Consider the following 24561-nt stretch of genomic DNA (forward strand, 5'->3'; position numbering starts at 1 on the left):
GCCGATGCGCCGGCCCGCTCCGCGGTCCGTCCGTTCTGCGCTGGTGACTGCCGTACGCGCGTGTCGCGTCGGCACGGTTCCTTCCTTTTCCCTCAGGGAGTTTTTCCATGAATTACCGCAATCCGCTGCTCGCCCTGGCCGTGCTCGCCGTGCTGTCCGCCGGCGCCTACGCCGCCAATCCGCCGCCGCCGTCGGATCCCGCCGCGCCGGCCGATGCCGGCGGCTTCGCCAAGCTCGACAAGAACGGCGACGGCGTCGTCGATCGCAGCGAGGCCGCGGCCAACCCGCGCCTGGCCGAGCATTTCGATGCGCTCGACAAGAACCACGACGGCAAGCTGACTCCCGACGAGTTCCCGCGCCATGGCCGTCACGGCGAGCGCGGCGGACGCGGCGAGCATGGCGCGATGCTGGCCAAGCTGGACACCAACAAGGACGGCCGCATCAGCCGCGACGAGGCCAAGGCCGATCCGAAGTTCGCCGCGCGCTTCGACAAGATGGACGCGAACAAGGACGGCTTCGCCGATCGCGCCGACTTCGAGCTGCGTTCCAAGCAGCATCGCGACGAATGGTTCGCCAAGGCCGACACCAACAAGGACGGCATGCTCAGCCGTGCCGAGTTCGATGCGGCGCAGTCGATGCGGATGCACAAGCCCGACCACAAGCCCGGCCAGAAGCAGGGGCCGAAGCCGGCGCCGGCCGCGGCCGACGCGAACTGAGCGTCCACTCCGTAACAAGCAACAAGGCGCCGATCGACACCCGCCCCTGCGCAGCGATGCGCAGGGGCGTTTTTGTTTGTCCACGCAGCGCTACCGCAGCACACCGGTTCAATCGCCATGCTCCTGTAGGAGCGGTTCCGGGTGGCCTCGGACCATCAACCGCGACAGGTACATTGGCGAAGTGACGAACTTCGGCGGTCTGTCGGGGCTGAAGCCCCTCCTACAGTGCATCCAGCCAGCCAATCGCAGGCGGTTTCAATCGCGACAGGCCCATTGGCCCAGTGGCGAACTTCGGCAGCCTGTCGGGGCTGAAGCCCTTCCTAAAGTGCAGCCAGCAGTGCCGCCAGTCAGTCGATCGCGAGCGGCTTCAACCGCCACAGGCGCGGTGGCGAAATCGCCGGCTTCGGCGGCCGTCGATCGTCAGCGGCCACCCCAAACCCTGCAAGAAACGCGATGCCCTTGCCGATGGCGACTCAGTTCCCGCGCTGCGCCGGTTGCACCCGCACCCGCACTTCGTCGTCGTCGGCGCTCGGCGCGGGCTGCGGCGCCGCCGCGTTGGCCGGCGCTGCGACCGGCGCCGCTGCCGGCACCGCAGCCTGGTTGCCGCGATGGCGCAACACCGTCACCAGCGCCACCGCGCCGATCGCCAGCAGCAGCGCGACGCGGATGCGCCACGCCCAGCGCTTGCCGGTGTCCGGCACCGCCTGCGAGCGGAATTCGCTCAGGTACGGCAGCGTCTGCGCCGGGTCCTGGCGGGTGCTGTCGATCAGGCCTGACTCGCGCAGCAAGGCGCGCGCGCGCGGCTGGTCGTCGGCGTGCACCACCCACACCGTGGGTTGCACCTGCGTCGCCATCGGCTCGATGTAGCTGAACTGGCCGCTGCGCCGGCTGCGGTAGGAGCGGCCGTTGCTGAGCCGTACCTCGATGCCGTGCTCGCGCAGCAGCTTGGCCACGCCTTCGGCGGTTTCCACGCGCTGACTGCTGAAGATCTGCCGCATCGTCGTCGTCTCAGTGCTTGGCCGGGACCTGCGCCGCGGCGCCGGCCTCGGGCACCACGCGGATCAGGCCTTCCTGCGCGGTGCTGGCGACCAGCACCCCGTCGCGGGTGAAGAACTGGCCGCGCGCCAGGCCGCGCGAACCCTGCGCGCTGGGGCTGTCCAGCGAATACAGCAGCCAGTCGTCGGCGCGGAACGGGCGATGGAACCACAGCGCGTGGTCGAGCGAAGCCATCTGCACGTTCGGCGTGTAGTAGCTGATGCCGTGCGGAAAGGTCGCGGTGCCGAGCAGGTGGAAATCCGAGGCGTAGGCGAGCAGCGCCTGGTGCAGTTCCGGCGCGTCGCCGACCGGCTCGCTGAGGCGCAACCACATCTGCTGGAACGGCGGGCGCTTGGGCGGGCTCAGTTCGTCGCGCGGATACACGTGGCGGAACTCGAACGGGCCGCCGCGCGAGAGCCAGCGCTGCACCTTGGTCGGCAGCGTCGCCAGCACCTCCGGACGCGCGGCCGGGGTCGGCTCGATGTCTTCCGGCTGCGGCACTTCCGGCATCTTCAGCTGGTGGGTGGCGCCGTCTTCCTGCTCCTGGAACGAGGCGGCGCAGAAGAAGATCACCTTGCCGTGCTGGACCGCGGTGACCCGGCGCACCGAGAAACTGCCGCCGTCGCGGGTGCGGTCCACGTCGTAGACGATGGGATGGTCGATGTCGCCGGCGCGCAGGAAATAGGCGTGCAGCGAATGCACGCGACGCCCGTTGTCCACCGTCGCCTGCGCCGCCGACAGCGCCTGGCCCAGCACCTGCCCGCCGAACACGTACTTGGTGCCGATGTCGCGGCTCTGGCCGCGGAACAGGTTGTCCTCCAGCCGTTCCAGCGACAGCAGTTCGATCAGTTCGGACACGACGGGGGCGGGCGGCTTGGCGGACAAGAGGCGGGGCCTGGGCGAGGGGTGTCCACGATTATACCGGGCCGCCTGCGCCGGCCTGTGTGCCTGCGCCGCTCAGCGTTTGCCCAGCCGTGCCACCAGCGCGTGCAGCGCGGCCTGGGTGTCCGGTGCCTGCCAGCCATCGACGAAGCGCTCGAGCTGGATGTGCTCGTCGGCCAGCGCCGCACGCAGGTCGGCGCGGGCGATCGCACGGGTCTGCAGCATCGGCTGCCGCGGCCGCTGCAGCAGATCCTGCAGCCACGCCACCGCGCGCGCGACCACCAGTTCCGCGTCGGCCAGTTCGTCGACCAGGCCGATCTCCAGCGCGCGTTCGGCGCTGACCAGTTCGCCGCCGACCAGCAGCCGCTCGGCGCGGTGCGCGCCGACCACGCGCCGCAGCAGGCGCTGGATCCCTTCCGGCGCGACCAGGCCGACCTGGGTCTCGTTGAGGCCGATGCTGACCGGGTGCGCCGGCTCCGGGCTGCGCGCCATCACCCGGTAATCGCAGCACAGCGCCAGCACGCAGCCGCCGGCCGGCGCATGGCCGGTCAGCGCCGCCACCACCGGGATGGCGCTGTCGGCCAGCGCGCGCGCCGCGCCGAAGAACTGCTGCCAGCTGTCGAGCAGCTTGGCGCGGTCGTTGCCGTGCCCGAGCAGGTGCGGCACGTCCATGCCGGCGGAGAAGATGCGCTCGCTGCCGGACAGCACCAGCGCGTGCACCGCGTCGGCCTGCGCCTGCGCGATCGCCGCGGCCAGTTCGGTGCACAGGGCGGTGTCCAGCGCGTTGACCGGCGCGCGCGCCAGGCGCAGCTGGCGGATGGGGCCGTGATCGAGAACCTGGATCAGCGAGGTCATGCGGAACGTCCGGAGGCGCGGTGCGGGATGGCTATCATAGAGCCACGAAGCTCAAACCATCCGCAGGCGTACGGCGGCTGACCATCGGGCTGGCGTCTCTGGCCGTGTTGGCGCCCGGGCCGCATTGCCTGCAGCCTGTGGGTTCTGCGCGTCGCGACTGAAGTCGCTCCTACAAGGGCTGGGATTCGGGATTGGGGATTTGGGATTCGCAAAAGCGACCTTGCGTGGGACTGGGTTGGCCAATCCCGAATTCCTGCTTTCCACAGCCGAACGGCTGGTCATCCCCAATCCCGGCTTTTCAATCAGCCGCAGGCTGCGCGGATCTCGTCCGGTAGCGGCGCGCTCTTGCCGGTCTGGGTGTCGATCCACACCACCACCACGTTGCCGTCGGAGTGCAGCACGCTGTCGTCCTTCTGGTCGACGATGCGGTGGCCGACGGTGATGCTGCTGCTGCCCATGCGTTCGACGAACAGCTCGACCACGACGTCGTTCGGCCACACGATCGGGCGCCGGTAGTTGACGTTGGTCGCGGCCACTACCGGGGCGATGCGGTTGCGCATCGAGAAGCCCTCCACGTTCAGCAGCCAGCGCACGCGCGCCTCCTCCAGGTAGGAGATGTACTTGGCGTTGTTGACGTGGCCCATGCTGTCCATGTCGCGCCAGCGCACGCTGATCGGCACGCGCGCCAGCGGCTTGTGCGAGGGGGAAGCGGAATCGGCGGGGGTTGTGCTCATCGTGCGGCCTTCTTGGTCGTGGTCTTCTTGGCCGCCTTCTTGGCGGCGGCCTTTTCGGCTTTGCTCTTGCGCGGCGGCAGCGCGTCTGGCTTGTTGGCCATCGCCGCCGGCTTGGTCGGCTTGGCCACGGTGCCGACGGGCAGCAGCTTGGCCAGGAACTGGCCAGTGTAGGAATCCGGATGCGCGGCGATCTCCTCCGGCGTGCCGGTGGCCAGGATGGTGCCGCCGCGATGGCCGCCTTCCGGACCCAGGTCCACCACCCAGTCCGCGGTCTTGATCACGTCCAGATTGTGCTCGATCACGACCACGGTGTTGCCCTCGTCGCGCAGCTTGTGCAGCACGCCCAGCAGCGCTTCGATGTCGTGGAAGTGCAGGCCGGTGGTCGGCTCGTCGAGGATGTACAGGGTGCGGCCGGTATCGCGGCGCGACAGTTCCTTGGACAGCTTCACCCGCTGCGCCTCGCCGCCGGACAGCGTGGTCGCGCTCTGCCCGAGCTTGATGTAGCTCAGGCCGACGTCGACCAGCGTCTCCAGCTTGCGCGCGATGGTCGGCACCGGCTCGAACAGGCGCAGCGCATCCTCGACGGTCATCTGCAGCACGTCGTTGATGTTGAAGCCCTTGTACAGAATCTCCAGCGTCTCGCGGTTGTAGCGCTTGCCGTGGCACACGTCGCAGGGCACGTACACGTCGGGCAGGAAATGCATCTCGACCTTGATCAGGCCGTCGCCCTGGCACGCCTCGCAGCGGCCGCCGCGCACGTTGAAGCTGAAACGGCCCGGCGAATAGCCGCGCGCGCGCGATTCGGGCACCTGCGCGAACAGCTCGCGCAGCGGCGTGAACAGGCCGGTGTAGGTGGCCGGATTGGAGCGCGGGGTGCGGCCGATCGGCGACTGGTCGATGTCCACCACCTTGTCGAACAGATCCAGGTGCTCGATCTCGCGGTACGGCGCCACCGCATGCGAGGCGCCGTTGATCTCGTTGGCGGCCAGGGTGAACAGGGTGTCGTTGATCAGCGTCGACTTGCCCGAGCCGGATACGCCGGTGACGCAGGTCAGCAGCCCGGCCGGGATGTCCAGGTCCACGTTCTTGAGGTTGTTGCCGGTGGCCCCGCGCAGGTGCAGGGTCATCTTCGGGTTGGCCTTGTGCCGCTTGGCCGGGATCTCGATGCGGCGCTTGCCCGACAGGTACTGGCCGGTCAGCGAGCGCGGCGCCTTCAGCAGGTCCTCGATCGTGCCCTGGCCGACGATCTCGCCGCCGTGCACGCCGGCGCCGGGGCCGATGTCCAGCACATAGTCGGCCAGGCGGATCGCGTCCTCGTCGTGCTCGACCACGATCACCGTGTTGCCCAGGTCGCGCAGCCGCGTGAGCGTGCCGAGCAGGCGCTCGTTGTCGCGCTGGTGCAGGCCGATCGACGGTTCGTCGAGCACGTACATCACTCCGACCAGGCCGGCGCCGATCTGGCTGGCCAGGCGGATGCGCTGCGCCTCGCCGCCGGACAGGGTGTCGGCCTTGCGTTCCAGGGTCAGGTAATCCAGGCCGACGTCGACCAGGAAGCCGAGCCGCTCGGCGATCTCCTTGACGATCTTGGTGGCGATCTCGCCGCGCCAACCGGGCAGGTCGAGCTGGCGGAAGAAGCGCAGCGCATCGTCGATCGGCAGCACCACCAGGTCCGGCAGCGGGCGATCGGCGACGAACACGTTGCGCGCGGCCTTGTTCAGGCGCGCGCCCTTGCACTCCGGGCACGGCCGCTGGCTGATGTACTTGGCCAGTTCCTCGCGCACCGCCGGCGATTCGGTCTCGCGGTAGCGGCGCTCCAGGTTGGGGATGATGCCCTCGAAGCGGTGCTTGCGCTGGGTGCGGCCGCCGGCGTCGGTGAAGTAGGTGAAGGTGATGGTCTCGTCGCCGCTGCCGTACAGCACCGCCTGGCGCACGCTCGCCGGCAGCGACTGCCACGGCGCGTCCACGTCGAACTTGTAGTGCTTGGCCAGCGAGGCGATCAGCTGGAAGTAGTAGGCGTTGCGCCGGTCCCAGCCGCGCACCGCGCCGGCCGACAGCGACAGCTCCGGATGCACCACCACGCGCTCGGGATCGAAGAACTCGGCCACGCCCAGGCCGTCGCAGCTCGGGCAGGCGCCCATCGGCGCGTTGAACGAGAACAGCCGCGGCTCCAGCTCCGGCAGCGAGTAGTCGCAGACCGGGCAGCTGTACTTGGACGAGAACAGGTGCGGCGCGGCCGCGGTGTCGTCCAGCGACTGCACCGAGACCATGCCGTCGGCCAGCTTCAGCGCGGTCTCGAAGCTCTCGGCCAGGCGCTGCTTGATGTCCTCGCGCGGGCGGAAGCGGTCGATCACCGCCTCGATGGTGTGCTTCTGGCGCAGCGCCAGCGCCGGCACCGCGTCGATCTCGTACAGCTCGCCGTCCACGCGCACGCGCACGAAGCCCTGCGCGCGCAGTTGCTCGAACACCTGCGCGTGCTCGCCCTTGCGCTCGCGGATCACCGGCGCCAGCAGCATGTAGCGCTGCTCCGGGTCCAGGGTCAGGATGTGGTCGACCATCTGGCTGACCGTCTGCGCTTCCAGCGGATAGCCGTGTTCCGGGCAGCGCGGCTGGCCGACGCGCGCGTACAGCAGGCGCAGGTAGTCGTAGATCTCGGTGATGGTACCGACCGTGGAGCGCGGGTTGTGCGAGGTCGACTTCTGCTCGATCGCGATCGCCGGCGACAGGCCTTCGATGTGGTCGATGTCGGGCTTTTCCATCACGCTGAGGAACTGCCGCGCGTACGCCGAAAGCGACTCCACGTAGCGGCGCTGGCCTTCGGCGTAGATGGTGTCGAACGCCAGCGACGACTTGCCCGAGCCGGACAGGCCGGTGATCACGATCAGCTTGTCGCGCGGCAGGTCGAGGTCGAGGTTCTTGAGGTTGTGCGTCCGCGCGCCGCGGATGCGGATGAAATCCATCGCCATGAGGAGTCCGTGTTGTGCCGGCCGGGCGACAGCCCAGGGCCAGCGTGGGGGCGGAGAGGGGACGGCAATCGATCAGCGTACCCAGCTTGTCAGGTGGGGGCAATTGCCGGATTTGCCAGGATCCGGGCGGGCACGCGGCTGGCCGGTTCAGCCAATCGCGGCGCGGCGCCGGGGCCGCAGCCGCGCCGGGCTGGGGACTTGACCCTAACCCGCTGAAGCCATTACAATTCCGCTCCTGTCTGCCCGAAGAGGCACGGCAGGGGCGACCACAATAACTACAGAGGAAGTCTGGTCATGTACGCAGTACTGGTAACCGGCGGTAAGCAATACCGCGTCGCGCAGGGCGAAACGCTCCGCGTGGAAAAGCTCGAAGTCGAAGCCGGCAACGAGATCAAGTTCGACAACATCCTGATGCTGGGCGACAGCGACGGCATCAAGCTCGGTGACGCGCTGAAGGGCGCCACCGTCACCGCGAAGGTCGTGGCCCATGGCCGCGCCGACAAGGTGCGCATCATCAAGTTCCGTCGCCGCAAGCACCACATGAAGCGTCAGGGACATCGTCAGCATTACACCGAAATCGAGATCACCGGCATTGCCGGTGGCGACAAGAAGTAAGGAGCAGCAGTCATGGCACACAAAAAAGGCGTAGGTTCCTCGCGCAACGGCCGCGACTCCAACCCGAAATACCTGGGCGTGAAGATGTTCGGCGGCCAGGCGATCGAGGCCGGCAACATCATCGTGCGTCAGCGCGGCACCCAGTTCCACCCGGGTTCGGGCGTCGGCCTGGGCCGTGACCACACCTTGTTCGCGCTGGTCGACGGCAAGGTCGAGTTCTCGGTGAAGGGCGCCAAGAAGCGTCGCACCGTGAGCGTGGTTGCCGAAGCGGCCGCCGTCGAGGCGTAAGCGTTTCGCCTCCAGGGCCTGTGCCGATGGCGCAGGCTTGCTGACGAGAGCCCCGCTTCGGCGGGGTTTTTCGTTGGAGGGCCGGGATGGCGGGATTGGGGATTGGGGATTCGCAACGGCGGATCGCTTCAAGTCCTTGCCGTCACCTCGGTCTATCGGGGCCGCTAAACTGCGGTGGCCGGTGTTTTTCCAATCCCGAATCCCGAATCGCGAATCTCAAATCATGAAGTTGGTAGACGAAGCAGAAATCCAGGTCGGTGCCGGCAATGGCGGCAACGGCTGCATCGGCTTCCGCCGCGAGAAGTTCATCCCGCTCGGTGGGCCGGACGGCGGCGATGGCGGCAACGGCGGCAGCGTGTGGCTGGTCGCCGACGAGAACCTCAACACCCTGGTCGATTTCCGCCACCAGCGTTCGTTCCGCGCGCAGCGCGGCGAGAACGGCATGGGCCGGCAGATGTACGGCAAGGCCGGCGAAGACCTGGTCATCACCGTGCCGGTCGGCACCGTGGTCATCAACGTCGACACCGACGAGACCATCGGCGACCTGGTCGCGCATGGCGACAAGCTGCTGGTCGCGCAGGGCGGCAAGGGTGGCCTGGGCAACATGCATTTCAAGAGCTCGGTGACGCGCGCGCCGCGCAAGGCGACCCCGGGCGAGGAGGGCGAGGAGCGCACGCTGAAGCTGGAGCTGAAGCTGCTCGCCGACGTCGGCCTGCTGGGTTTCCCCAACGCCGGCAAGAGCACCTTCATCCGTGCGGTGTCCGCGGCCACGCCGAAGGTCGCCGACTATCCGTTCACCACGCTGTATCCGAACCTGGGCGTGGTCAGCGTCGAGGCCTACCGCAGCTTCGTGATCGCCGACATCCCGGGCCTGATCGAGGGCGCGGCCGACGGCGCCGGCCTGGGTGCGCAGTTCCTGCGCCACCTGCAGCGCACGCGTCTGCTGCTGCACCTGGTGGATCTGGCGCCGATGGAAGGCGGCGTGGATGGCGTGGCGCCGATCGAGCAGGTGCGCGCGATCGAGCGCGAGCTGGAGAAGCACGATCCCGAGCTGCTGGCCAAGCCGCGCTGGCTGGTGCTGAACAAGGCCGACCTGATGTTCGAGGACGAGGCGCGCACGCTGGCCGAGCAGGTGGTCGCCGAGCTGGGCTGGACCCAGCCGTGGTACCTGGTGTCGGCACTGGGCCGCGACGGCACCTGGCCGATCATGAAGGACGTGATGGCGTTCTTCGATCGCCAGCGCGAGGATGCGCTGGAAGCGGCCGCCAATGCGCCCGATGCCGATGCGCTCTGAGCGCAGCGGCCGGTCCGGCGCGCAGCGGTCCGCAGCGGATCGCACGCACACGAAAAACCCGGCCGAGGCCGGGCTTTTTCGTAGTGCCGGAAGCGTTGGCGCCTCCGGCAACAACCGCAGCCGGTTAGGCGGCGGTCTTGATCGCCTTGATGCGGGCGGTCAGGCGGCTCTTGTGGCGCGCAGCCTTGTTCTTGTGGATCAGACCGCGCGAGCTGAAACGGTCGAGGATCGGCTGGGCAACGGCGAAAGCGGCTTCGGCGCCGGCGGCGTCGTTGGCGTCCAGGGCCTTGATGACCTTCTTGACGGCGGTGCGCAGCATCGAACGCTGAGCCGTGTTGCGCGCGTTGCGCACGACGGTCTGCTTGGCGCGCTTCTTGGCGGACTTGATATTGGCCACGGTGGTGGTTTCCTGGAAAGCTGTGTGGTGGATAAAAACAAGCGGGAGAGTATGAAGGTTCTAAACAACTGCGTCAAGCCAATTGTCAAGAGGGTCGCTGCATGAGCACGCCGCGCATGCTCCGCGGGCTACTCTCGTTCAGCAGCATGACCATGGTCTCGCGCGTGCTGGGGCTGGTACGCGATCAGGCTATCACCATTTCGTTCGGCGCCAACGCGACCACCGACGCTTTCTGGGTCGCGTTCCGCATTCCCAACTTCCTGCGCCGGCTGTTCGCCGAAGGCTCGTTCGCCACCGCGTTCGTGCCGGTGTTCACCGAGGTCAAGGAAACCCGGCCGCATGCCGACCTGCGCGCGCTGATGTCGCGGGTGTCCGGCACCCTGGGCGGGATCCTGCTGCTGGTCACCGCGCTGGGGCTGATCTTCACCCCGCAGGTGGCGCTGGTGTTCAATCCCGGCGCCAGCGACGACCCGGCCAAGTTCGGGCTGATCGTGGATCTGCTGCGGCTGACCTTCCCGTTCCTGCTGTTCGTGTCGCTGACCGCGCTGGCCGGCGGTGCGCTGAACAGTTTCAACCGCTTCGGCCTGCCGGCGCTGACCCCGGTGATCCTCAACCTGTGCATGATCGCCGGCGCGCTGTGGCTGGCGCCGAAGCTGGAGGTGCCGATCCTGGCGATGGGCTGGGCGGTGCTGGTCGCCGGCCTGCTGCAGCTGCTGTTCCAGCTGCCGGCGCTGCGCGGCATCGACCTGCTGACCCTGCCGCGCTGGGGCTGGCGCCACCCGGACGTGCGCCGGGTGCTGACGCTGATGGTGCCGACCCTGTTCGGTTCGTCGATCGCGCAGATCAACCTGCTGCTGGACACGGTGATCGCCTCGTTCCTGTTCGCCGGCTCGCAGAGCTGGCTGTCGCAGGCAGATCGCTTCCTGGAGCTGCCGCTGGGCGTGTTCGGCGTGGCGCTGGGCACGGTGATCCTGCCGGCGCTGTCGCGGCACCACGTCAAGACCGACCATGCTGGCTTCTCCAATGCGCTGGACTGGGGCCTGCGCACCACGCTGCTGATCGCGGTGCCGGCGATGCTGGGGCTGATGCTGCTGAGCCAGCCGCTGGTGGCCACGCTGTTCCAGTACGGCAAGTTCACCGCGTTAGACACGCGCATGGCGGCGATGTCGGTGTTCGGGCTGAGTTTCGGCCTGCCCGCGTTCGCGCTGCTGAAGGTGCTGCTGCCGGCGTTCTATTCGCGCCAGGACACGCGCACCCCGGTGCGCGCCGGCGTGGTCGCGCTGGTCGCCAACATGGTGCTGAACCTGCTGTTCCTGGCGATCCTGTACCAGCTGTGGGTGCCGGCCGAGCTGCGCGCGCAGGGCGTGCGCGCGGCATTGGAGGCAGTGCCGGGCCTGCACCTGGCGCTGGGCCTGGCCAGCGCGGTGGCCAGCTACATCAACCTGTCGCTGCTGTGGCGCTGGCTGCGCCGCGCCGAGGTGTACCGGCCGCGGCCGGGCTGGGCCGGCTACCTGCTGCGGCTGGGCCTGGCCTGCACGGCAATGGCCGCGGTGCTGGCGCTGGGCCTGCACTGGCTGCCGGGCTTCACCACGATGGACAAGTGGCACCGCATCGGCAGCCTGCTGGCGCTGGTCGGCGGCGGCGGCGCGGTGTATCTGCTGGCGCTGCTGGCGCTGGGGTTCCGGCCGCGGGATTTGCGGGAGCATTAGAGCCGGGACCGGGGACCGGGGACCGGGGACCCGGTGTGGTTCGCGCTGAAGTTGAGGGATCGTGGGCGCTGAGGGTGTAGCCGGTTACTGGCCTGCTCGTAGTGTTGCAGCGATAGGCTTCTCCCGGTCCCCGGTCCCCGGTCCCCGGTCCCGGCTATACTCACGAGTTACCCATCATCGGCCGGCGCACTCCAGCGCCGGCGCTTCGGACCGAGGAATGAGCAGGCTGTTTAGAGACGTCGAGGGCGGGACTTTGTTCCCGCAGGGAAGCGTGGTCTGCATCGGCGCCTTCGATGGCCTGCATCTGGGCCACCGTGCGCTGGTGCGCCATGCGCTGGCGCGTGCCCGCGCGCTGGGCGTGCCGGCGGTGGCGTTGAGCTTCGAGCCGCTGCCGCGCGAGTTCTTCGCGCCGGCCGCGCCGCCGCCGCGGCTGACCCTGGCGCGGGCCAAGATCGAAGGCCTGCACGCGCTCGGCGTGGACAGCGTGGGCCTGCTGCGTTTCGACCTGCGCCTGTCGTCGATGAGCGCGCAGGAGTTCGTGCAGCGCACCCTGGTCGAGCGGCTGCAGGCGCGCGAGGTGTGGATCGGGCCGGCGTTCCGCTTCGGCCACAAGCGCGGCGGCGACATCGCGCTGCTGCGCGAGATGGGCGCGCAACTGGGCTTTTCCGCCGGCGAGATCGAGCCGGTGCACCTGCGCGAAGAACGCATTTCCAGCACCCGTATCCGCGAACTGCTGGTGGCCGGCGAATTCGCCCACGCCGCCGAACTGCTCGGCCGCCCGTACGCGATCGACGGCCGCGTGGTGCGCGGCAAACAGCTCGGGCGCACCCTCGGCTATCCCACCGCGAACCTGCGCTTCAACCGCACCCCGGCGCTGTCGGGCATCTATGCCACCTGGGTGCACGGCGTGACCGAGCAGCCGTGGCCGTCGGTGTCCAGCTTCGGCACGCGGCCAACGGTGCAGGGCGTGGAGCCGCTGCTGGAAGCGCATCTGTTCGATTTCCAGGGCGACCTGTACGGGCGCCACATCGCCGTGGAATTCGTCGCCAAGTTGCGCGACGAGGAAAAGTTCTCCGATCTGGCGGCGCTGACCGAACAGATGCACCGCGACGCCGCACTGGCCCGCCGCCTGCTCGCGTCCGCGCAGGACTCCCCACCGCCGCGCGCGGACGCCGATGGCGCCAGTCGCGCGCACCAGCCCGCGCCTTCCCGCGCGGACTCCCCCATGAAGACCACCGACCGGTAAATCCCCGTGACCCAGGACTACAAAGCCACCCTCCACCTGCCGGCGACGGACTTCCCGATGCGCGGCGATCTGCCCAAGCGCGAGCCGGACACGCTGGCCCGCTGGGAGAGCGAGGGGCTGTACGCGCAGCTGCGCGACAATGCCCAGGGCCGGCCGCTGTTCGTGCTGCACGACGGCCCGCCGTACGCCAACGGTGCGATCCACCTCGGCCATGCGGTCAACAAGATCCTCAAGGACATCATCGTCAAGTCCAAGTACCTGGCCGGCTTCGATGCGCCGTACATCCCGGGCTGGGACTGCCATGGCCTGCCGATCGAGATCGCGATCGAGAAGAAGTTCGGCAAGGTCGGGGTCAAGCTGGATGCGGCGCAGTTCCGGCAGAAGTGCCGCGAGTACGCCAACGAGCAGATCGACATCCAGCGCCGCGATTTCAAGCGCCTGGGCGTGATCGGCGACTGGGATAACCCGTACCGCACGCTCGACTTCCATTTCGAGGCCAACGAGATCCGCGCGCTGGCGCGGATCGTCGACAACGGCCACCTGACCCGCGGCGTGAAGCCGGTGCACTGGTGCTTCGATTGCGGCTCGGCGCTGGCCGAGGCGGAGATCGAGTACGCCGACAAACAGTCGCCGACCGTGGACGTGGCCTACACCGCGCGCGACGGCGCGGCGCTGGCTGCCGCGTTCGGGGTGGAGCTGCCGGAGGATGTCGAGGTCGCGGTGCCGATCTGGACCACCACGCCGTGGACGCTGCCGGCGTCGCTGGCGGTGTCGCTGGGGCCGGACCTGAGCTACGCCCTGGTCGAAGGCCCGGCGCACGATGGCCGCCGCCGCTGGCTGGTGCTGGCCGATGCGCTGGCCGAGCGCGCGCTGCAGCGCTACGGCGTGACCGAGGTGGTGGTGCACGGCCGCGTCGCCGGTGCGGCGCTGGAGAACCAGCTGCTGGCGCATCCGTTCTATGACGAGCGCGACATCCCGCTGATCCTGGGCAGCCACGTCTCCGACGAGGACGGCACCGGCGCGGTGCACACCGCGCCCGGCCACGGCCAGGAAGACTACGTGGCGGCCAAGCAGTACGGCCTGATCGATCGCTACACCGCCGCGCAGATCAACCCGATCGACGGCCGCGGCGTGTACCTGCCGTCGACCCCGCCGGCCGACGGCGTGGCGCTGGCCGGGCTGCACATCTGGAAGGCCAACGACACCATCGCCGAGGTGCTGGCCGCGCGCGGCGCGCTGCTGGCGCACGCGACGATGACCCACAGCTACCCGCACTGCTGGCGGCACAAGACCCCGATCGCGTTCCGCGCCACCCCGCAGTGGTTCATCTCGATGGAGCAGGCCAACCTGCGCGCCGACGCGCTGAAGGCGATCGAGGGCGTGCACTGGTATCCGTCCTGGGGCCAGGCGCGCATCGCCGGCATGGTCGCCGGGCGCCCGGACTGGACCATCTCCCGGCAGCGCACCTGGGGCGTGCCGATCGCGCTGTTCGTGCACCGCGAGACCGGCGAGCCGCATCCGCGCAGCACCGAGCTGATGCGCCAGGTCGCCGACCTGGTCGAGGAGGGCGGGGTGGACGTGTGGTACACGCTCGACGCCGCCGAACTGCTCGGCGAAGAGGCCGCCGACTACGACAAGATCACCGACATCCTCGACGTCTGGTTCGACTCGGGCATCACCCACGAGGCGGTGCTGGCCGAGCGCGGCATTCCCAAGCCGGCCGACCTGTACCTGGAAGGTTCGGACCAGCACCGCGGCTGGTTCCAGTCCTCGCTGCTGACCGGTGTGGCGCTGGACCACGCCGCGCCGTACCGGCAGTGCCTGACCCACGGCTTCACCGTGGACGAGCACGGCCGCAAGATGTCCAAGTCGCTGGGCAACGGCATCGAGCCGCAGGACATCATGAAGACGCTGGGCGCGGACATCCTGCGCCTGTGGATCGCCGCGGCCGACTACAGCAACGAGATGTCGCTGTCGCAGGAGATCCTCAAGCGCAACGCCGACGCCTACCGGCGCCTGCGCAACACCGCGCGTTTCCTGCTCGGCAACCTGCACGGCTTCGCGCCGGGCACGCACCTGCTGCCGCTGGCGGAGATGGTGGCGCTGGACCGCTGGATCGTGCATCGCGCCTACGAGCTGCAGGAGCAGATCAAGGCCGCCTACGAGCGCTACGACTTCGCCGCGATCGTGCAGGCGCTGCTGAACTTCTGCAGCGTGGACCTGGGGTCGCTGTACCTGGACGTGACCAAGGACCGCCTGTACACGATGGCCGAGGACTCGCGCGGTCGGCGTTCGGCGCAGAGCGCGATGTTCCATGTCGCCGAAGCGTTCGTGCGCTGGATCGCGCCGATCCTGAGCTTCACCGCCGACGAACTGTGGGGCTACCTGCCCGGCGCGCACGTCGGCAATGTGCTGTTCGCGACCTGGTACGAAGGCCTGGCGCCGCTGCCCGAGGACGCGGCGCTGAGCGCGGCCGATTTCGACCAGTTGCTGGCGCTGCGCGAGCAGGTGGCCAAGGTGCTGGAGCCGATGCGCGGCAACGGCGTGATCGGCGCCGCGCTGGAGGCGGAGATCACCGTCGCCGCCGATGCCGCGACCGCCGCCAGGCTGCAGCCGCTGCAGGAGGAACTGCGCTTCCTGTTCATCAGCGGCGACGTGGTGGTGCGCGAGGCCAGCACCGACGAGATCTTCGTCAGCGCGCAGGCCACCACCAAGCAGAAGTGCGTGCGCTGCTGGCACCACCGCGCCGACATCGGCGTGGATCCGGCGCACCCGGAACTGTGCGGCCGCTGCGTCAGCAACATCGCCGGGCCGGGCGAGGAGCGCAGCTGGTTCTGATCCGCCCCTGCGCGGCGGCGGCGCGTCCGGCGTCGCCGCCGCGCCGCGCACGTCGCTGTCCTACCCAACCTTTCTTCGCCCAAGGCGGACCCCACGCATGACCGTACGACCCAAACCCTCCGCCCTGATCTGGCTGCTGCTGTCCGCGCTGGTGATCGGCCTGGACCAGTGGAGCAAGGCCTGGGTGCTGTCCAGCCTGCCCGAGTTCACCGCGGTGCCGGTGATCCCCGGCTTCTGGAACTGGTACCGCACCTACAACACCGGCGCCGCATTCAGTTTCCTGAGCCAGGCCGGCGGCTGGCAGCTGTGGTTCTTCACCGCGCTGGCGGTGGGCATCAGCGGCCTGCTGGCCTGGTGGCTGGCGCGCACGCCGCGCCGCGACTGGCGCAGCGCGATGCCGTACGCCCTGGTCATCGGCGGCGCGATCGGCAACGTGATCGACCGGCTGATGCACGGCCACGTGGTCGATTTCATCCAGTGGTACGTGGGCGAGCACTACTGGCCCTCGTTCAACATCGCCGACTCGGCGATCGTCGCCGGCGCCGTGGGCATCGCCCTGTTCGGCGTGTTCGACGGCAAGTCGAAGCGAAAAGCGGGATAATCGGGCCATGGACGTCCTGCTCGCCAATCCCCGTGGTTTCTGCGCCGGTGTCGACCGCGCGATCGAGATCGTCAAGCGCGCGATCGAGACCCTCGGCGCGCCGATCTACGTGCGCCACGAGGTGGTGCACAACCGCTTCGTGGTCGACGACCTGAAGCAGCGCGGCGCGATCTTCGTCGAGGAACTGGACGAGGTGCCCGACGGCAACACGGTCATCTTCAGCGCCCACGGCGTGTCCCAGGCGGTGCGCCAGGAGGCCGAGCGGCGCGGGCTGAAGGTGTTCGACGCGACCTGCCCGCTGGTCACCAAGGTCCATTTCGAAGTGGCCCGGCACTGCCGCGCCGGCCGCGATGTGGTGCTGATCGGCCATGCCGGCCACCCGGAAGTGGAGGGCACGATGGGCCAGTGGAACCGCGAACGCGGCGCCGGGCGCATCTATCTGGTCGAGGACATCGAACAGGTCGCCACGCTGGACATCCAGCAGCCGGAGAACCTGGCCTACACCACCCAGACCACGCTGTCGGTGGACGACACCCGCGGCATCATCGACGCGCTGCGCGCGCGCTACCCGGCGATGCAGGGGCCGAAGAACGACGACATCTGCTACGCCACGCAGAACCGCCAGGACGCAGTGCGCGACCTGGCCCGGCAGTGCGACCTGGTGCTGGTGGTCGGCTCGCCGAACAGCTCCAATTCCAACCGGCTCAGCGAGCTGGCGCGACGCGACGGGGTGGAGTCCTACCTGATCGACGGCGCCGAGGAGATCGACCCGGCCTGGATCGTCGGCAAGCGCCGCATCGGCCTGACCGCCGGCGCCTCGGCGCCGCAGGTGCTGGTGGACGGGGTCATCGCGCGGCTGCGCGAACTGGGCGCCGACGGCGTCGGCGAACTGGCTGGCGAACCGGAGTCGATGGTGTTCGCCCTGCCCAAGGAACTGCGCCTGCGCCTGGTCAATTGACCGGACGCCCGCGGCCCCCTAGAATTTGCGGTTCAGCCGGAATAGCTCAGTTGGTAGAGCGGCGCATTCGTAATGCGTAGGTCGTAGGTTCGATTCCTATTTCCGGCACCAGGATGCAACAGTAAGGCCGCCTTTAAAAAGGCGGCCTTTTTGCTGCCTTGGCTCTGCGTCTCATTGCATGAGACTGTGACCGCTTACCTTGACATCTATGAGAATGCCCCCAGGTGGGAGTGGGGCTTATCCGTTAATCACAGGGGAAGCGAGTGAACAAGAACCTGTTGCTCAAAGACATTGCTGAGAGCGGCTACAACATCGGTTACGCAGCGAAGAAGCACCTAGCGACCTATGACATCGTCGAGAAAGCTCCTGGCTGGATCAGCATCCTTAGCTTCGCGTTCGGCGTTCTAGCACTTGTCGTTCCGCAGCTCAACAACAGCATCCTAGCTGCGTTCTTACTGATTGTTGCCTACGCGGTCTTTTACTTTAATTCATACCAAGATGGCAGGCTGGAATACTCCAGGGTTGGAAGCCGTCTGACGACCATCTTTACTACCCTCCGATCTTTGCTCTATGAGACAAAGAGTCGAGATGATGCGGCTAATTTCGATGATCTTGAGGCGCGCTATCGTGAACTGCTCAATGAGTCGCAAAGCATCGGGATTAGTAAGCAGATTTTCTTGAGCGACTGGTATGCGCACTACAAATTCTTCTGGCAAGCAGAACGATGCTGGTTGGAGGAGTATCGCCCTTTTACCTTCTGGCGGGATAAGGTTCCATTGTCTGCCACGATTGCCGGGGTTGTCTTGTTGATTGTCGTCGTCTGTGGTGTCGCATACTGGATTAGTAAGGGGTTCTGCGCATGAGCAATGCCTCTCTTTTTAGTGAATTCCGAGATAATATCGCTGTAGGCAATGCGGCGGACATTTCGACGAAATACGCCAGCATCACGACCCGGCTTAACAAGGACTTTTGGGGCTCCGATTCGGACGCCGCACACACCCTTCAGATTGGCTCCTACGGTCGTCGGACCGCCATCGATGGCGTAAGCGACTTGGACATGGCTTTTTCTATTCCGAAGGCCAAATTTGATCATTACAAGAGCTTGGGGGGCGATGGTCCGAAGACGATGCTCGATGATGTCAAAGCTTCGCTCAGGAAACGCTACGACAATGGAACGAAGATCAAAGCCGATGGCCAAGTCGTCGGTGTGTTCTTCTCGAGCTACCACGTTGAAATTTTGCCTGCCTATGAAGATTCTGATGGAAATTTTACGCATGGAGACACGAACACAGGCACGTGGAAGCTAACGAAGCCTCGTCCCGAGATTGAAGCAGTAAATAAGCTCAATTCTGAAACCAATTGGAATCTCAAGAACGCGTGCAAGATGCTGCGCGCGTGGCGGAATCACGTTGGTCTGAAGATGGGTGGGCTCCTTATTGATACGCTCAGTTACAAATTCTTTGATGAGCACAGCGCATACGAAGATGCGACATTTAAGGACTATCCCCAAATGTTTGTTGACCTTTTCACCTATCTAGGTGGCTTGGCTGAACAGGACTACTGGTGGGCTCCAGGAAGCAATCAGCGAGTCAAATGCAAGACCAAGTTCCAGCCAAAAGCGAAGAAGGCTGCGAAACGCTGCCAGGAAGCAATTGATGCGGCTGAAGAATCAAAGAAGGTAGCACATTGGAAAAAAGTATTTGGCCGAAAGTTTCCCTCTTCGGTTGCAACGACTGCTGCTTTCGATCGGTCGGCTCTCGTTCTCTCTTTTGACCGCGAGCAGTTCATCGAGGACAGCGTTCCGGTTGATATTGGCTACCACATCGAGGTAGAGGGGGAGGTCCGTGTCGGGAATGCTGTACAGGACAAGATTCGACAAGCGTTGCGCAGGAGGGACCGTGTTCCTCTCGGTCGACACTTGAGGTTCTACGTATCTGAATGCGACGTTCCTGAGCCTTACGCGATTTGGTGGAAGGTCCGGAATCAAGGTACAGTCGCCATTGAGCGCAAGATGCTGCGCGGAGAGATCACGCCGGACGCGGACGGACTCAAGCAAAAGTACGAGACAACCGACTTCAGTGGCGACCACTACGTTGAGGTATACGCCATAAAAGATGGTGTGTGCGTCGCGCGAGGGAAGGTTAGAGTAGCTCTCTAACTCAAAAGTAAGAACTCTGAGTCATACCGTCGACTGAGAAGGTCTCTGGTAGCTGCAACTGCGTCAGCCGCCGGCTCAATCAGCGCACGATCGATCATTGCGCGTGCGCGGTGGCTGGCAGCGAACAAGCCGTCTCCGCGCCCCCTTGCTTGCGCTTCCACTGCCACGTCGCCACGGTTTCCCCGCGCGGCTTGTACGAGACCGTCAACGGCTTGCCGCCGCGCAGCAGCTGCAAGGTGAGTACGCCATCCTGTTCCCCCTGCAACTGGTCCTGGCCGACCGGGCGGGTGATTTCGTCGCCGTTTTGCACGCCGGCTTTGGCGGCCGCCGAGCCGGGGATCAGGTCGCGGACGATGCGCGGGGATTCGGTCAGTACGGCGGGGGCGAAGCCGAGTTCGTAGCGGCGCATGGGTTGCGAGATGCGTTCGAAGCAGGGGCCGAAGGCGTCGCTGGCCGGTAGCGGTGCGGCGCCGTCGAGCATGGCGTGCAGTTGGCGGACCGCGTCTTCGCCGAGGTTGTCGCGCAGCAGCGCTTCCCAGTCGGCGATGCCGAGCTGTTTGTTGCCTTGCTGGCGTTGCAGCATCGCCAGCATCAGGTCGTCCAGGGATTCGCGGCCGTTGCTGGCCTTGCGCATGGCGTCGTCGACGGTGACGAAGTACAGGAAGCCGCGGTCGTAGGGGAGGGTGCGGATGCGGGTGTCCTGCCAGAACTTCGCCGGGACGTCGCTGTTCGGGGCGTTGCCGAGGAGGTTGGTGTAGTAGCGGGCGGCGGTGTAGTTGAGGTCCTTCAGGAACGCGTCGGCATCGATCATGCCGTAGCGGAACGGCAGGCGCGCTTGGTAGAACACGGCCATGCCTTCGTTGAACCAGGCGTCGGCCAGGGTTTCGCCGTCGTACTGCGCGCTCATGCGCGGCTGGAAGGTGTGGAACATCTCGTGGGCGAGGGTGAGTTCCAGCTGCTCCGGGTCGTTGCCGCGGTCGTCGTCGTAGGTGACGACGAAGGAGTTGTACATGCCCATGCCGCCGCCGGGGTTGACCCGGTTGCGGCGCAGGAACACGCCGTACGGCGTGGCCGGCACGGCGAAGAAGGCCTGGTAGTGCTGGCGCAGTTGCCGGGTCCAGGCCAGCAGTTTTTCCGCGTCGAACGGGGTGTGGCCCTGCCAGGCGGAGAAGAAGCCGGTGGCGTCGGGCGCGGGCGGGTACAGGCCGATCTTGCCGGCCATGAAGTAGCTGCTGTCCAGCGCGTCCATGTCGACGTCGCGGGCGTTGCGGTCCTGCAGGCTGCTCACGGCATGCGCGCCTGCGCCCAGCGCGGACAGGTCCCATTGCAGGGCGATGTCGTGGCGGCCGCTGGGCGGATGCAGCAGGAAGGTGGCGCCGGCGCCGGAGAAGGCGCCTTCCTCGCTGCGCAGTTCGATCGGCGGCGCGGCGCCGCGCGCGGCCAGCGCTTCGGTCATCGTCGCGCGATAGGAAAAACGCAGGGTGCCGGCGACGGCGCGGTCGGCGAACCATTCGCGCTGCCGGGCCGGGCCTTCGCCCTGGTCGCGATAGCGCAGCTGCACGGGACCGCGGTCGTCGCGCGCGGCCAGTTCGCCGACGCTGGCGGCGATGGTGGGCACGTTGCTGGTCACGTGCGGCATCGCCAGCAGGACGCTGCCGGCCGGCGTGGGCTGCAGCGGGATCGTTTCGTCCACCAGCAGCGCCTCGATCCGGCTATCGGCAGCGTTCGCCTGCGCGTGGATGGTGATCGCGTACGGCGTATCGGTCGCGGCCAGGGCCGGGAATGCGGCGAGGGCCAGGAACAGTGGGAGGTGGCGTGGCATCTTCATCGGCAAGGGCGCGGCAGGGAAGGGAAGTCAGGGCGAGCAGCGGGCGGCCAGCGCCGGATCGACGGCGAAGCGCCAGGCGTCAACGCGCGCGTTGCGCGGCAGGTACTCCAGCTGCAACGGTTTGCCGTCGCGTTCCAGTTTCAGCTGCATGCGGGTGTGCTCGTCGGCCATCGCCCGTTCCAGCGGTGTGTATTCGACGATGCGGTCGTTTTCCTGCACGCCGGCACGGGCGGCGGCGGAATCGGGCAGCAGGTTCTTGACCACGCCCATGCGCATGCGATCGAAACCGAGTTCGAACGGCTGGTGCGGCGCCGGTACCACGCGGTAGCAGCCGAACGCCGGGGCGGCCGGCACGATCAGTTTGCCGGCGACCATCGCGTCGAACTCGCTGCCGGCGCCCGCGCCGAGTTCGCGCACCACCATCGCGCGCCATTCGGGCACGCCGATGGTTTCGCCGGCGCGCTGGCGCTTGAGCACTTCCAGCACCAGGTCGTCCACCGAATGCGCCTGCCGGCCATGCTGGCGCAGCTGCGCATCCACGCTCACCAGGTACATGAAGCCGCGGCCGTACGGCACGCGCTGGGCGCGCGCGTCCTTCCAGAAGCGTTCGCCGGCGGCGTTGTTGTCGAGCGCGCGGAACGGGTTGTCGTAGTAGCCGTCGGCGCGATGGTTGATCGCCTGCAGGAAGGCGTTCTTGTCATAGACGCCGGCGCGCAGCGACAGCAGCAGCGAGTAGAACTCGGCGGTGCCTTCGGTGTACCAGGCGGTGAGCGCGTGCTCTTCGCCGTCGAGCTTGGGCCAGGTGTGGGCCATCTCGTGCGCCAGCAGCGCCTGCGGGCCTTCGGCGATGGTCTGGCCCTGCGGTCCGTAGCCGAACATGAAGGAGTGCGCCAGGCCGGTGCCGCCGCCGGCCGGATACGGGTTGCGGCGGGCGAAGGCGCGATAGGCCGAGCCGTCGTCGCCGAAGAAGCGCGCCATGTAGCGGTACAGCTGGCCGGTCTGGGTGGCCAGCCGCTGCGCGTCGAACGGCGGGGTGTCCATCCAGTAGAAGTGGAAGACGTCGTCGTCGTTTTCCGGCACCCGCTGCATCGCGCCGACGGCATAGTAGGAGAAGCGCAGCAGGTCGGTCGGCGCGGTGGTGCGCTGTTCGCCTTCGCCGACGCTCCACACGCCGCGCGCGCCGGCCGGCAGTGCGCTCAGGTCCCAGCGCAGGTGGATCTGGCGCGGCGCTTCGCCCGGCGGCAGCGCCATGAAATAGACGCCGGCGCCCATCAGGCCGCCATCCTGCGCGCGCAGGTCGAACAGCGGGCCGTTGCGGGTGTCGGCATCGACCGCGCGCGGCGGCGTGGCGTAGTCCACGTCGACGTCGCCGACGCTGGCGCGGGTGGCGAGGTAGTTGCGGTACTTGCCGGACGGGTCCGGCGCTTCGTCGACGGCGCGCAGCGGCAAGGTGCCGCGCGCGTCGCGCACGTTGATCTGTTCGGCGCTGTAGGCGGCGGTCGGGGTGGATACCAGTTCCACCGGCATGCGCAGCAACGGCGCGCCGGCGGCGACCTTGGGCGCGGGCAGGTGCAGTTGCACCTGCAGCGCGCCGATCTGGCCGGCGTCGGCCCTGGGCGTGAGCACCACGTCCAGCGGGACCGGGGCCGCCGGCGGTTCGGCGGCGAGCGCGGCGCAGGCCGGCATCAGCAACAGGGCAAGGTGCAGCCAGCGGGACGTGCGTGCGCTCATGGTCGGGCCTGGGGCAGGTAGGCGATGCATTCGATTTCCACCTTGGCGCCCAGCGCCAGGGCGTTGGCGCCGAAAGCACTGCGTGCGGGCAGGTGGCCGGGTTTGAAGCGGCGCACGTACAGGGCGTTGAACGCGGGCCATTGCGCCATGTCGGTCAGCATCACCGTGCACTTGGCGATGTCGTCCATGCCGGCGCCGGCCAGGGCCAGCGCACTGGCGACGTTGTCCAGGGCGTTGTTGGCCTGGGCGCTGAACTCTTCGGGCAACCCGCCCTTTGCGGCGCTGCCGATTTGGCCGGAGACGTAGAGCGTGTCGCCGGCGCGCACCGCGGCCGAGAACGGTGCGCCGGGCGCGGTGCCGTAGTGGCGCAGCGGCGCGGGTGCGGCCTGCGCGGTCCATGGCAGCAGGGCGCACAGCAGCAGCGGGAGTCGTTTCATGACAGGGCCTCTATCAGGCGTTCGACATCGTCGCTGTCGTTGTAGAACGACGGCGAGACGCGAACGTAGTTGCGGTACAGGGTGACGGCGACGCCGGCGGCCTTCAGCTTCGGCGCCAGGCGCTTGCCGACGTCGCGCTGGGCGAAGGACACCAGCGCGGACCGGGAGTCGGGCGGGGTCATCGGTTCGAAGCCCAGACGCGGGATCGCGTCGTGCAGGCGCGCCAGCAGCGGTTGCCGCCATTGGGCGATGGTGTCCACGCCGATGCGTTCGATCAGTTCCAGCGACGTCGCCAGTGCGGCGGCCGCCGCGTTGTTGAGCGTGCCGACTTCGATCTTGCCGGCCAGGCCGTCGATCGCCTGCGTCTCCAGCGGCGGTTCGCCGGGCGGGTCGAACGGCAGGATGTGCGAGACCGTCTCGCCTTCCTGGCGGTAGCCCCACACCGTCTGCCGCAGCGCCTCCTGGCTGGCGCGGCGCGCGTACAGCACGCCCAGGCCGAAATCGCCCATCAGCCACTTGTAGGTGGAGCTGGCGGCGAAATCCACGCCGCTGCCGTGCAGGTCGATCGGGGTGTTGCCGGCGGCCTGGATCAGGTCGGCGTAGACCAGCGCGCCGCGGCTGTGGGCCAGCTCGCAGACCGCCTTGAGGTCGTGCTGGAAGCCGTTGACGCTGGACACCAGGGTCAGCGCGACCAGCCGCGTGCCCGGGGTGATCGCCTTGTCCAGGTCCTCCAGGCGGATGCGGTTGTCGCGCGGGCGCACCACCTGCACGTCGAGGCCGCGCTTGGCCAGTTCCATGTACATGAACAGCGAGCCATTGAAGTGGTAGGCATCGGTGACCACGCGCTGGCGGCTGTGCGGGATGCCGAGGCCGTTCAACACCAGGTTCTCGCCGAACATGGTGCTGGGAATCCACGCCAGTTCGTCGCGGTCGGCATGCAGCAGCCGGCCCAGTGCGGCCATCGCGCGTTCGCGGTCGCCGCCCATGTCGACCTTGTCGGCGTTGCCGTTCATCAGCCGCGCGTCGAGGAAGCCGCGCTGCGCCTGCGCGGCGGCGCGGGCGATCGGATGCATGTAGGCGCCGTTGAGATAGCAGCCGGCGATCTCGAAGGCATTGCCGAGGCCTTGCAGGCCGCGTGCGGGCGTGGACGTGGCGGCCGTGGTCGCGTTGGTGGCGCCGGCGATGCCGGACAGCGCGGCCGACAGCGGCAGTGCGCCGGCCGCCGCCAGCAGTTGCCGGCGGGTGGGATCGAAACGGGGCGAGCGAGTGTCCATGG

The 24561-nt window shown here is 67.6% G+C and carries 21 protein-coding genes and 1 tRNA gene; 12 read left to right on the forward strand and 10 right to left on the reverse strand.

Going from position 1 to position 24561, the window contains the following annotated elements; translation table 11 throughout:
- Positions 1 to 107 precede the first annotated feature (107 nt).
- Positions 108 to 716: an EF-hand domain-containing protein gene (locus NUG20_RS06820; RefSeq protein ID WP_263397624.1), complete on the forward strand. Its 609-nt coding sequence runs from the start codon at positions 108 to 110 to the stop codon at positions 714 to 716.
- A gap of 473 nt (positions 717 to 1189) precedes the next feature.
- Here the strand turns inward: NUG20_RS06820 and NUG20_RS06825 are convergent, their stop codons facing one another.
- The 5 genes from NUG20_RS06825 to uvrA all read right to left on the reverse strand — a co-directional run bounded on the left by NUG20_RS06825 (position 1190) and on the right by uvrA (position 7185).
- On the reverse strand, positions 1190 to 1714 hold the full coding sequence (locus tag NUG20_RS06825) for a putative signal transducing protein (RefSeq protein ID WP_263397625.1): 525 nt from the start codon (positions 1712 to 1714) through the stop codon (positions 1190 to 1192).
- Between the two features lie 10 nt (positions 1715 to 1724).
- Positions 1725 to 2636 (reverse strand): acyl-CoA thioesterase II, encoded by a 912-nt coding sequence (gene tesB, locus NUG20_RS06830; RefSeq protein WP_263397626.1) that lies wholly within the window; start codon positions 2634 to 2636, stop codon positions 1725 to 1727.
- Between the two features lie 72 nt (positions 2637 to 2708).
- Positions 2709 to 3488 carry an enoyl-CoA hydratase/isomerase family protein gene (locus NUG20_RS06835; RefSeq protein WP_263397627.1) on the reverse strand — a complete coding sequence of 260 codons (780 nt, stop codon included), beginning with the start codon at positions 3486 to 3488 and terminating at the stop codon, positions 2709 to 2711.
- Between the two features lie 302 nt (positions 3489 to 3790).
- A complete protein-coding gene (locus NUG20_RS06840) occupies positions 3791 to 4222 on the reverse strand; it encodes an acyl-CoA thioesterase (RefSeq protein WP_263397628.1) in 432 nt (143 codons plus the stop codon).
- Positions 4219 to 7185, reverse strand: a complete 2967-nt coding sequence (uvrA, locus tag NUG20_RS06845) for an excinuclease ABC subunit UvrA (protein ID WP_263397629.1) — start codon at positions 7183 to 7185, stop codon at positions 4219 to 4221. The genes NUG20_RS06840 and uvrA overlap by 4 nt, the downstream gene beginning before the upstream one ends.
- A gap of 294 nt (positions 7186 to 7479) precedes the next feature.
- Between uvrA and rplU the strand changes: the two genes are divergently transcribed.
- The 3 genes from rplU (at position 7480) to cgtA (ending at position 9382) form a co-directional block, all read left to right on the forward strand.
- Complete coding sequence (rplU, locus tag NUG20_RS06850) at positions 7480 to 7800, forward strand: 50S ribosomal protein L21 (RefSeq protein ID WP_145701260.1); 321 nt, start codon at positions 7480 to 7482, stop codon at positions 7798 to 7800.
- Positions 7801 to 7812: 12 nt separating this feature from the next.
- Positions 7813 to 8088: a 50S ribosomal protein L27 gene (rpmA, locus tag NUG20_RS06855; RefSeq protein WP_263397630.1), complete on the forward strand. Its 276-nt coding sequence runs from the start codon at positions 7813 to 7815 to the stop codon at positions 8086 to 8088.
- A 223-nt stretch (positions 8089 to 8311) separates the two neighbouring features.
- On the forward strand, positions 8312 to 9382 hold the full coding sequence (gene cgtA, locus NUG20_RS06860) for an Obg family GTPase CgtA (protein ID WP_263397631.1): 1071 nt from the start codon (positions 8312 to 8314) through the stop codon (positions 9380 to 9382).
- A gap of 124 nt (positions 9383 to 9506) precedes the next feature.
- Here the strand turns inward: cgtA and rpsT are convergent, their stop codons facing one another.
- Positions 9507 to 9779 carry a 30S ribosomal protein S20 gene (gene rpsT / locus NUG20_RS06865; protein WP_003469619.1) on the reverse strand — a complete coding sequence of 91 codons (273 nt, stop codon included), beginning with the start codon at positions 9777 to 9779 and terminating at the stop codon, positions 9507 to 9509.
- Between the two features lie 116 nt (positions 9780 to 9895).
- Here rpsT and murJ point away from each other — a divergent pair, with 116 nt between their 5' ends.
- The 8 genes from murJ (at position 9896) to NUG20_RS06905 (ending at position 19289) form a co-directional block, all read left to right on the forward strand.
- A complete protein-coding gene (murJ, locus tag NUG20_RS06870) occupies positions 9896 to 11488 on the forward strand; it encodes a murein biosynthesis integral membrane protein MurJ (protein WP_263398406.1) in 1593 nt (530 codons plus the stop codon).
- Positions 11489 to 11705: 217 nt separating this feature from the next.
- Entirely contained in the window at positions 11706 to 12734 is a 1029-nt protein-coding gene (locus tag NUG20_RS06875) for a bifunctional riboflavin kinase/FAD synthetase (protein ID WP_263397632.1), read from the forward strand.
- Between the two features lie 6 nt (positions 12735 to 12740).
- Positions 12741 to 15572, forward strand: coding sequence for an isoleucine--tRNA ligase (gene ileS / locus NUG20_RS06880; RefSeq protein ID WP_263397633.1), 2832 nt, complete (start codon positions 12741 to 12743; stop codon positions 15570 to 15572).
- Positions 15573 to 15669: 97 nt separating this feature from the next.
- Entirely contained in the window at positions 15670 to 16173 is a 504-nt protein-coding gene (lspA, locus tag NUG20_RS06885) for a signal peptidase II (protein ID WP_263397634.1), read from the forward strand.
- Positions 16174 to 16180: 7 nt separating this feature from the next.
- Positions 16181 to 17131, forward strand: coding sequence for a 4-hydroxy-3-methylbut-2-enyl diphosphate reductase (ispH, locus tag NUG20_RS06890; protein ID WP_263397635.1), 951 nt, complete (start codon positions 16181 to 16183; stop codon positions 17129 to 17131).
- Positions 17132 to 17166: 35 nt separating this feature from the next.
- Positions 17167 to 17242: transfer RNA gene (locus NUG20_RS06895), tRNA-Thr, on the forward strand.
- A 152-nt stretch (positions 17243 to 17394) separates the two neighbouring features.
- Entirely contained in the window at positions 17395 to 17994 is a 600-nt protein-coding gene (locus NUG20_RS06900; RefSeq protein ID WP_263397636.1) for an SLATT domain-containing protein, read from the forward strand.
- On the forward strand, positions 17991 to 19289 hold the full coding sequence (locus NUG20_RS06905) for an SMODS domain-containing nucleotidyltransferase (protein ID WP_263397637.1): 1299 nt from the start codon (positions 17991 to 17993) through the stop codon (positions 19287 to 19289). The genes NUG20_RS06900 and NUG20_RS06905 overlap by 4 nt, the downstream gene beginning before the upstream one ends.
- Positions 19290 to 19383: 94 nt before the next feature.
- On the opposite strand, the gene NUG20_RS06910 is transcribed toward NUG20_RS06905, so the two are convergent.
- Genes NUG20_RS06910 through NUG20_RS06925 form a run of 4 tightly spaced genes read right to left on the reverse strand, consistent with a single transcriptional unit; the run spans position 19384 to position 24559 of the window.
- A complete protein-coding gene (locus tag NUG20_RS06910; RefSeq protein ID WP_263397638.1) occupies positions 19384 to 21111 on the reverse strand; it encodes a M61 family metallopeptidase in 1728 nt (575 codons plus the stop codon).
- Between the two features lie 33 nt (positions 21112 to 21144).
- A complete protein-coding gene (locus NUG20_RS06915) occupies positions 21145 to 22848 on the reverse strand; it encodes a M61 family metallopeptidase (RefSeq protein ID WP_263397639.1) in 1704 nt (567 codons plus the stop codon).
- Positions 22845 to 23285 (reverse strand): RidA family protein, encoded by a 441-nt coding sequence (locus NUG20_RS06920; protein ID WP_263397640.1) that lies wholly within the window; start codon positions 23283 to 23285, stop codon positions 22845 to 22847. Before NUG20_RS06920 ends, NUG20_RS06915 begins: the two co-directional genes overlap by 4 nt.
- Complete coding sequence (locus tag NUG20_RS06925; protein ID WP_263397641.1) at positions 23282 to 24559, reverse strand: aminotransferase class V-fold PLP-dependent enzyme; 1278 nt, start codon at positions 24557 to 24559, stop codon at positions 23282 to 23284. The genes NUG20_RS06920 and NUG20_RS06925 overlap by 4 nt, the downstream gene beginning before the upstream one ends.
- Positions 24560 to 24561: the final 2 nt, after the last annotated feature.

The organism is Xanthomonas sp. CFBP 8443 (genome assembly GCF_025666195.1).
Taxonomy (GTDB): Bacteria; Pseudomonadota; Gammaproteobacteria; order Xanthomonadales; family Xanthomonadaceae; genus Xanthomonas_A.